At 61.9% G+C, this 8,864-nt stretch carries 9 protein-coding genes; all 9 read right to left on the bottom strand.

Annotated elements, in window-relative coordinates; all coding sequences use genetic code 11:
• On the bottom strand, positions 1-1,437 hold a 1,437-nt coding region (gene paaZ, locus PMI29_RS03860; protein ID WP_008003034.1), incomplete at its 3' end, for a phenylacetic acid degradation bifunctional protein PaaZ.
• Positions 1,438-1,495: 58 nt separating this feature from the next.
• Positions 1,496-2,749, bottom strand: a complete 1,254-nt coding sequence (locus PMI29_RS03865) for an OprD family porin (RefSeq protein WP_008003033.1) — start codon at positions 2,747-2,749, stop codon at positions 1,496-1,498.
• A 22-nt stretch (positions 2,750-2,771) separates the two neighbouring features.
• Positions 2,772-4,418 carry a cation acetate symporter gene (locus PMI29_RS03870; protein WP_008003031.1) on the bottom strand — a complete coding sequence of 549 codons (1,647 nt, stop codon included), beginning with the start codon at positions 4,416-4,418 and terminating at the stop codon, positions 2,772-2,774.
• Entirely contained in the window at positions 4,415-4,723 is a 309-nt protein-coding gene (locus PMI29_RS03875; RefSeq protein WP_008003029.1) for a DUF485 domain-containing protein, read from the bottom strand. The genes PMI29_RS03870 and PMI29_RS03875 overlap by 4 nt, the downstream gene beginning before the upstream one ends.
• Positions 4,724-4,898: 175 nt before the next feature.
• Entirely contained in the window at positions 4,899-5,975 is a 1,077-nt protein-coding gene (paaE, locus tag PMI29_RS03880; protein WP_008003026.1) for a 1,2-phenylacetyl-CoA epoxidase subunit PaaE, read from the bottom strand.
• Between the two features lie 34 nt (positions 5,976-6,009).
• On the bottom strand, positions 6,010-6,543 hold the full coding sequence (gene paaD / locus PMI29_RS03885; RefSeq protein WP_008003025.1) for a 1,2-phenylacetyl-CoA epoxidase subunit PaaD: 534 nt from the start codon (positions 6,541-6,543) through the stop codon (positions 6,010-6,012).
• Positions 6,530-7,291, bottom strand: a complete 762-nt coding sequence (paaC, locus tag PMI29_RS03890) for a 1,2-phenylacetyl-CoA epoxidase subunit PaaC (RefSeq protein ID WP_008003023.1) — start codon at positions 7,289-7,291, stop codon at positions 6,530-6,532. The genes paaD and paaC overlap by 14 nt, the downstream gene beginning before the upstream one ends.
• A gap of 8 nt (positions 7,292-7,299) precedes the next feature.
• The gene (paaB, locus tag PMI29_RS03895; protein ID WP_008003021.1) at positions 7,300-7,581 is read right to left on the bottom strand and encodes a 1,2-phenylacetyl-CoA epoxidase subunit PaaB; all 282 of its coding nucleotides are present in this window, start codon (positions 7,579-7,581) and stop codon (positions 7,300-7,302) included.
• Positions 7,582-7,720: 139 nt separating this feature from the next.
• The gene (paaA, locus tag PMI29_RS03900; protein WP_008003020.1) at positions 7,721-8,710 is read right to left on the bottom strand and encodes a 1,2-phenylacetyl-CoA epoxidase subunit PaaA; all 990 of its coding nucleotides are present in this window, start codon (positions 8,708-8,710) and stop codon (positions 7,721-7,723) included.
• Positions 8,711-8,864 lie beyond the last annotated feature (154 nt).

Raw genomic sequence — 8,864 nt, 5'->3', positions numbered from 1 at the left:
CAGCGGCGAGCCATGGCCGGTGGATTCGCCCGCGCAGTTGCGATCCAGTACCAGCAAACGGCCGTGCCAGGCAGCGGCGACCGGGATGGCCTTGGCTGCAATTTGCGGATCTTTGGTTACCAGGCTGGCCACCAGGCTGCCCTTGCCGCGCGCGGCCAGGGCCAATGCTTCGTCGAGATCGTCGTAGGCCATCAGGGTGCTGACCGGGCCGAACGCTTCGATGTCATGGGCACCTCCCTCGGCATGCGGGTCACGGGCCTGCAACAGGGTCGGGGCGAAGAACGCGCCTTTGTCGACATTTTCACCGCGCGGTTCGAAACCGTCGCGAGCGCCGAACAGCATGTCACTGCTCTGCAACAGGGCTTCCAGGCGCTCGGCCACGTCTTTCTGCTGATCGTGGGAAGCCAGTGCGCCCATGCGCACGCCTTCCACCGACGGGTCACCAACCACGACTTTGGCCAGGCGATCGCGCAGACGGGTGGCGACTGCGTCGATGTATTTGGCCGGCACGATGGCGCGGCGGATGGCGGTGCATTTCTGCCCGGCCTTGGTGGTCATTTCCCGGGCGACTTCCTTGATGAACAGCTCGAACTCTTCGTCGTCCGGCGTCACGTCCGGGGCGAGGATCGCGCAGTTCAGCGAGTCTGCCTCGGCGTTGAACGGCACCGAATTGCGCACCAGGTTCGGGTTGATCCGCAGCTTGGCCGCGGTGTCGGCGGAACCGGTGAAGGTCACCACGTCCTGGCCTTGCAGGCGGTCGAGCAGGTCGCCGGTGCTGCCGATGATCAGTTGCAGGCTGCCTGCCGGGAGCAGGCCGGATTCATCCATCAGGCGCACGACGGCTTCGGTCAGGTAGCTGGTAGCGCTGGCCGGTTTGACGATGCACGGCATGCCGGCGAGGAAACTCGGCGCGAACTTCTCCAGCATGCCCCAGATCGGGAAGTTGAAGGCATTGATGTGCACTGCCAGACCGCCGCGAGGTACCAGGATGTGAGTGCCAGCAAATGTGCCCATTTTGCTCAGTTGCAGCGCCGGGCCTTCGTGGATGATGTTGCCCGACGGAAGCTCCCGGGAACCGAGGCTGGCGTAGGTGAACAGCGTGCTGTTGCCGCCTTCGATATCGATCCAGCTATCGGCACGGGTCGCGCCGCTGTGATGGGAAATCGCGTAAAGCTGTTCCTTGCGCTCGCTCAGGTACAGGGCCAGGGCCTTGAGACGCTGGGCGCGCTGCTGGAAGTCCAGCGCCATCAAGCCGCTGATGCCTTGGCGACGGCCGTGCTCGATGGCTTCGGCGAAGTCCGGGCGTTCTTCATGGGTACGGGCGATTTCATGGCCGTCGATGGCGCTGCGCAGGATTTGTGCGCCGTGTTGGCCGATCCAGCGACCGGCGATGAAACTTTGCAGGGTAGGGGCATGCAGTGCAGGTGAAGAGGACATCACGATTGCTCCAGGTGATGAAGGGTTGAAGCGCGGCCGCGACCGCGCCCTTGCGGAATTACCAAAGCGCCAGGGTGTAGCCGACGATCAAGCGGTTCTCATCGAGGTCGGTCGTCAAGCCATTGCCGGAACGGAAGGTCACGTTGCGCCAGCGCAGGCTGACGTTCTTGAACACACCGCTCTGGATGACGTAGCTGATATCGGTGTCGCGCTCCCATTCGCGACCGTTGTCGACGCTGCCCGCCTTGACGTGGCGGCCGTCGGTGTAGCGGGTCATGAAGGTCAGGCCGGGAATGCCTTGCGCCGCGAAGTCATAGTCGTAACGCAGCTGCCAGGAATCCTCGTCGGCGCGGGTAAAGGTGTTGAAGGTCACCAGGTTGACCACGTATGGATCGCCGCCGTTGAGGAACGGAAAGGCGCTGTCGCCGGACAATTGCTGGTAGGCCGCACTGACCTTGTGGGCACCGTGGGACACCGTGAACATGCTGTTGAAGTTGCGGTTGTCGATACGCCCGGCCTGTTCGGCGCCGTCACCGCGGCTGTCGAAATAACGCAGGTCGCTGCGCAGATTGAAACCGTTACCCAGCGGTTGCGTATGCACCAGTCCGGCGAATTGCTGGCGATAGATCTGGTCGAGCTTGCCGTAGTAGTAGCTCAGGTTCAGTTGCGGACTGAACGCGTAGCTGCCGCCACCGAAGTCGAAGTGGTCGCTGGTGGCGGCGCCGAAGCCGATGTCATCGTTGCTGGAGGAATCGCGCAGGTTGGCCTTGGTCAGGCGTCCGGCATTCACTGTCAGGCCGTCGATTTCCTGGCTGGTCAGCAAGCCACCTTCAAAGGTCGAACCCAGCAGGCGCGTGTCGTTGTAAGTCGCCACTGGCAACAAGGGTTGCAGGGTGCCGAGTTTCAATACGCTTTTGGACACCCGCAATTTTCCGGTCAGGCCCAGTTCGCTGTACTCGTCGTCGGGCTCATGGCTCTGCGGGCCAAACGGCAGCAGCCCGGTGCCACGGCGATCCGGGCTGGAATCAAGCTTGAGACCCAGCTCGCCCAGTGCGTCGAGACCGAAACCGAAGGTGCCGTCAGTGAAACCGGACTCGATGCGCGCAGTGAAACCCTGGGCCCATTCCTCGGCCTTGGATTGCGGCGCGTTGTGCTGACGAAAGTCGCGGTTGATGTAGTGGTTGCGCATATCAATGCGGGCCTTGCTGTCGCCGATGAAGTCGGCCATGGCGCTCGGCGCGAACATGGGCAGGCTTAATGCGGCGGCCAGCGAAAACAGTGATTCACAAGGTGCGTTACGTGCGGGCTTCATTATTTTTATTCCCTGCCAATATTCAGTGTTTGCTGGCGCCGGTGGCACCAATGCCGGTCATCGAACGGATGAACTGCGCCAGATAACGACCGCGCTCGAGGGCTGCACGGGGCGAGGTGTCGGTGACGGAAAACAGCCACGCACTAAAGAACGCCAGGCTCATGGAAAACAGGGCCGGGTTGGAGTACGGGAACAGTGCCTTGTCGTGATGCATCACGTTGACCCACACCGCCGGGCTCAGCACCAGCAACACAATCGCTGAGACCAGTCCGGACAGACTGCCGAGGACTGCGCCGCGGGTGGTCAGGCCTTTCCAGTACATCGAGAGGAACAGCACCGGGAAATTCACCGACGCCGCGATGGCCAACACCAGACCTGAGAGGAAGGCAATGTTCTGCGATTCGAACAGCAGGCCGAGGATGATCGCCAGCACACCGATGCACAGGGTGGCGATTCGCGATACGCGCATTTCCTGCTGTTCAGTGGCCTGGCCCTTGCGCATCACGCAGGCATACAGGTCATGGGACACCGCCGAGGCACCGGACAGTGCCAGCCCGGCAACCACCGCCAGAATGGTGGCGAAGGCGACCGCCGAGATGAAGCCGAGGAACAGGTTGCCGCCCACCGCCTGGGCCAGGTGTACGGCGATCATGTTGCCGCCGCCGATGATCGCACCGCTGGCGTCGCGGAACGCCGGATCAGTGCCGACCATGACGATGGCACCGAAGCCGACGATGATCAGCAGCAAGTAGAAGTAGCCGATGAAGCCAGTGGCGTAGAACACGCTTTTACGCGCTTCCCTGGCATCGCTGACGGTGAAGAAACGCATCAGGATATGCGGCAGGCCGGCGGTGCCGAACATCATGCCCAGACCCAGGGAAATCGCATCGATCGGGTTGGACAGCAAACCGCCGGGCGCCATGATCGCGTTGCCTTTGGCATGCACGGCGGTGGCGCCGGCAAACATGGCCTCGGTGCTGAAGCCGAAGTGCTTGAGCACCATGAACGCCATGAAGCTGGTGCCGAACAACAACATCACCGCCTTGATGATCTGCACCCAGGTGGTGGCGAGCATGCCGCCGAAGGTCACGTAGAACACCATCAACACGCCGACCAGCATCACCGCATAGAGGTAGTCGATGCCGAACAGAAGTTCAATCAGCTTGCCGGCGCCGACCATCTGCGCCACCAGGTACATCAACGCCACGGTCAGGGTGCCGAAGGCCGAGGTCAGGCGCACTGGGGTCTGTTCCAGGCGATAGGAAACCACGTCGGCAAAGGTGTATTTACCCAGGTTGCGCAGGCGTTCGGCAATCAGGAACAGGATGATCGGCCAGCCGGCCAGCACGCCCAGGGCGTAGAGCAAACCGTCGTAGCCATTGAGGAACATCATCGCGGAAATGCCGAGGAACGAGGCTGCCGAGATCATATCGCCGGCAATTGCCAGACCATTCTGGAAGCCGGTCATGCCGCCACCGGCGGTGTAGAAGTCGGCGGCGGAGCGGGTGCGAAGTGCCGCCCAGCGTGTCACGCCAAGAGTGAACAGCACGAATACCAGGAACATGCCGATGGCGTTCCAGTTCAGCGGGCGGGAGACGCCGTCGGCGGCCACTGCCAAATCAGTGACCACCGCCAGCGGCAGCAGGAACAAGGCGAGAAGGCGGCTCATCGGGCGCACTCCTGCTTGAGTTTTTCATTCAGCGGGTCGATTACGTTGTTGGCGCGATAGACATAGAACCCGGTCAGCGCAAAGGCCAGCCCGACCATTACGACACCCACCAGCATGCCCACGGTGGTCACACCGCCGCTCAGGGATTGGCCGAGGGTGGAGGGCGAAAACGCCACCAGCAGGACGAAGCCGAAGTAGATCACCAGCATGATCAGCGACAACGACCAGTAGAGTTTCTGCTTGCGTCGCACCAACTGGATGAAGTCGGGGTGTTGGTGGATGAGTTCTATGTCTTGCGGGCTCATGGTGACTCTCCGTTGTTGTTTTTGTAGTGGGGGTGAAGCAAGTACGACGCGAACTCTGTAGGAGCGAGCCTGCTCGCGATGAGCCTGAGATCGCCGCGGGGTATCAGGCAACCCGCGTCACCGTTTACGACCATCGCGAGCAAGCTCGCTCCTACAGGGGGACGGTGCGGGCCGATCAGAGCTGATCGAAATCCAGCACCACCTTGTCGCTGATCGGGAACGCCTGGCACGACAGCACATAGCCGGCGGCCACTTCGTAGTCTTCCAGGGCGTGGTTGCTGTCCATTTCCACTTCGCCTTCGATGACCTTGCACTTGCAGGTCGAGCACACGCCGGCCTTGCACGAGTAGGGCAGTTCCGCACCTTGTTCGTTACCGGCATCGAGGATGCTCTGGCTGTTGCGCGGCAGGTCGAAGGCCAGGGCGCGGCCGTCGCTGATCACGGTGATCTGGCTCACCGCTGCGTCCACTTGGCGGGCGGCTTCGCGGGCGGCGCGTTTCTGTTCGCTGCCAGCGGCGGCGAACAGTTCGAAATGGATACGCTCAGGTTGCATGCCTTTGGCCTTGAGGCTGTCGCGCACGGTCTCGGTCATTTCCTGCGGGCCGCAGATGAAGGCGGCATCGAGAGCCTTGACGTCGAGCCAGCGGGTGAACAACTGCTCACATTTCTCGGCATTGATCCGGCCGTTGTACAAGTCGACGTCCTGCTGTTCGCGGCTGAACACGAAGATCAGGTTCAGGCGTTGCAGGTAGCGGTTTTTCAGGTCTTCCAGTTGTTCGCGAAACAGCGCACCGGAGCTGGAGCGGTTGCCGTACAGCAGAGTGACGCGACTGTGGGGCTCGGTTTGCAGAGTGGTCTTGATGATCGACAGGATCGGCGTGATGCCGCTGCCGGCCGCCACGGCCAGGTAGTTGCCGTGGCGCGCCGGGTCGAGTTCGACGCAGAAGTGCCCGGCCGGCGGCATCACGTCCAGGGTGTGCCCGGCTTTCAGCTGTTCGTTGGCAAACGCCGAGAAGCGTCCGCCAGCTACACGCTTGACGGCGATGCGCAATTCACCATCGTTGACGCCGGTGCAGATCGAGTAAGAGCGGCGTACTTCCTCACCGTCCAGTTGGGTGCGCATCACCAGGTGCTGGCCCTGGGTGAAGTGGAAGCTGTCCTGCAAGTGTTGCGGAATCTCGAAGGCGATGGACACCGCGTCGCGGGTCTCGGCGCGCACGTCCTTGATGGTCAGGCTGTGAAATTTGCTCATTGTTGTTCTCCAGCTGGGACGGCCGATTCGCCGCTCAGATGCACTTGAAATAGTCGAACGGTTCGCGGCAATCGACGCAGCGGTACAGCGCCTTGCAGGCGGTGGAACCGAACTCGCTGAGGACTTCGGTGTGGGCGCTGGCGCATTGGGGACACAAAACCTGCGGCCTTTCACCGAGCAGGCTGCGCTTGCTGGTGCTGCCCTCGGGCGGTGCGATGCCGTAGGCACGCAGGCGTTCGCGACCGCTGTCGCTGATCCAGTCGGTGGTCCAGGCCGGGGTCAACTTGCGCTCCAATTGCGGCGCCTTGAACCCGGCGAGTTCCAGGGCTTCACGGATATCGCTCTCGATCACTTCGGTGGCCGGGCAGCCGGAATAGGTCGGCGTGACGACCACGTGAAGGTGACCGGCCTGCCAATCCAGGTCGCGGACGATGCCCAGGTCAACCACGCTGACCACCGGCACTTCCGGGTCCATGACCTCTGCCAGAATCGCCCAGGCGGCAGCCAGGTCGGTCGGCCCCGCCGGCCGGGCGCCGAGGTCGCTGGCGATCAGATCACCAGGTTGCATCGGGGTACGCTCGTGGCAGGAACTGCATTTCGGCCAGCAGGATGCCCAGGTGTTCGGTGTGCAGGCCCTTGCGGGCATTCAGGTAGAAGTAGCTCGGCGCCGCAGGCACGGGTAGGGTGGCGCTGGTAAGGATTTGTTCGACTTTGGCCTGCCACTGCGTGGCTACGCTGGCGATATCCGGGATGATGCCGGCGTCGCAGAGGCGCTGTTCGCTGTCGTCGGCGGCGATCAGTTCGACGGTGAAACGCCAGACCTCGGGAATCGCCGCGAGCATGCGCCGGTGGCTTTCCTCGGTGCCGTCGCCCAGACGCTCGATCCACTCGCCGGAGCGGCGCAGGTGATAGGTCACTTCCTTCACTGCCTTGGCGGCGATCCCGGCGATGCGTTCGTCGCTGGACTGGCTCAGGCCCTGCAACACCGGCAAGTGCCAGGCGTCGTAGAGGAATTGCTTGAGCATGGTCACCGCGAAGTCGCCGTTGGGTTGTTCCACCAGCAGCAGATTGCGGTAAGCGCGCTCGTCGCGACGGAACGCCAGGTGATCGGCGTCACGGCCGTCGTCCAGCAGTTCGGCGGCGTATTCCAGCCAGTTGCGTGCCTGGCCCACCAGGTCGAGGCCGACGTTCATCAGCGCCAGCTCTTCCTCCAGTGCCGGTGCCTTTCCACACCACTGGCACAGGCGCTGGCCCTGGATCAGGGCGCTGTCGCCGAGGCGCAGCAGGTATTCGATCAGATCAGTCTTGTTGTCCATGGTCGACCTCACATGTGCCCGACATCGGCCGGCAGCTCGTAGAAGCTGGCATGGCGGTAGACCTTGTCGTCCGACGGATCGAACAACGGGTCTTTTTCATCCGGCGACGAAGCGGTGATCAATGCCGAAGGCACCACCCACAGGCTCACGCCTTCGCTGCGACGGGTGTAGAGCTCGCGCGCGTTTTCGATGGCCATGGTGGTGTCGGCGGCATGCACGCTGCCGACGTGCTTGTGGTTGAGGCCGTGCTTGCTGCGCACGAAGACTTCGAAGAGGGTCCACTCGGACATTTCAGTTACTCCACATTGAGGCTCTGTAGGAGCGAGCTTGCTCGCGATGTACCCGCGAGCACCGCGGGGTGTCAGGCAACCAACGTTAACGTTGACGACCATCGCGAGCGAGCTCGCTCCTACAGGGGGTACGGTTGTCTTAGGCGGCGTTCTTGTTTTGTTTTTTGCGGGCGTGGGCGACGGCGGCTTCACGAACCCAGGCGCCGTCTTCAATCGCCTTGCGGCGGGTGGCTACGCGTTCCTGGTTGCAGGGGCCGTTACCCTTGAGCACTTCGTAGAATTCGTTCCACTGGATTTCGCCGAAATCGTAGTGGCCGCGCTCGGCGTTCCACTTCAAGTCCGGGTCAGGGCAGGTGCAGCCCAGCAGTTCCAGCTGCGGGATGGTCTGGTCGATGAAGCGCTGGCGCAGTTCGTCGTTGCTTTGGCGCTTGATTTTCCAGGCCATGGACTGGGCGCTGTTCGGCGAGTGTTCGTCGCTTGGGCCAAACATCATCAGCGACGGCCACCACAGGCGGTTGATCGCGTCCTGGACCATGTCTTTTTGCGCCTGGTTACCGTGGCGCATCATGGTCAAGAGGATTTCGTAGCCCTGGCGCTGGTGGAAGCTCTCTTCCTTGCAGATGCGGATCATCGCCCGGGAATACGGGCCGTAGGAGGTGCGCTGCAGCACCACCTGGTTGACGATCGCCGCACCATCCACCAGCCAGCCCACCGCGCCCATGTCGGCCCAGTTCAACGTCGGGTAATTGAAGATGCTCGAATACTTGGCCTTACCGCTGTGCAGTTTGGCGATCTCTTCATCACGGTCGGCGCCGAGGGTTTCCATGGCGCTGTACAGGTACAGGCCGTGGCCGGCTTCGTCCTGGATCTTGGCCATCAGTTGCAGTTTGCGTTTGAGCGACGGCGCGCGGGTGACCCAGTTGCCTTCGGGCAGCATGCCGACGATTTCGGAGTGGGCGTGCTGGGAGATCTGCCGGATCAAGGTCTGGCGATAGGCATCTGGCATCCAGTTCTTGGCTTCGATCTTGATTTCTGAATCGATTTTTTCCTGGAAGGCGCGTTCCTGGTCGGACATTTCCGACAGGTCCTTGATGCGCTTGACGCCGGTTTCTACGAGCTGTGCGTACATTTTTGGTCTCCCGCCTTGAATCTGTTCTGAGGCATGGAGAACTTTATAAGCGATACAGAATTTAATATCAAACACAAAATGACGTGTCGTATTTGTTTTTTGTATCGCTTTGGGGGGAGGGGTGTTCTTTGAGGGGGTGTGCATATCCGTTACT

The sequence above is a fragment of the Pseudomonas sp. GM49 genome, from assembly GCF_000282355.1.
Classification (GTDB): domain Bacteria; phylum Pseudomonadota; class Gammaproteobacteria; order Pseudomonadales; family Pseudomonadaceae; genus Aquipseudomonas.
This window is presented reverse-complemented; position numbering and strand designations above follow the sequence as displayed.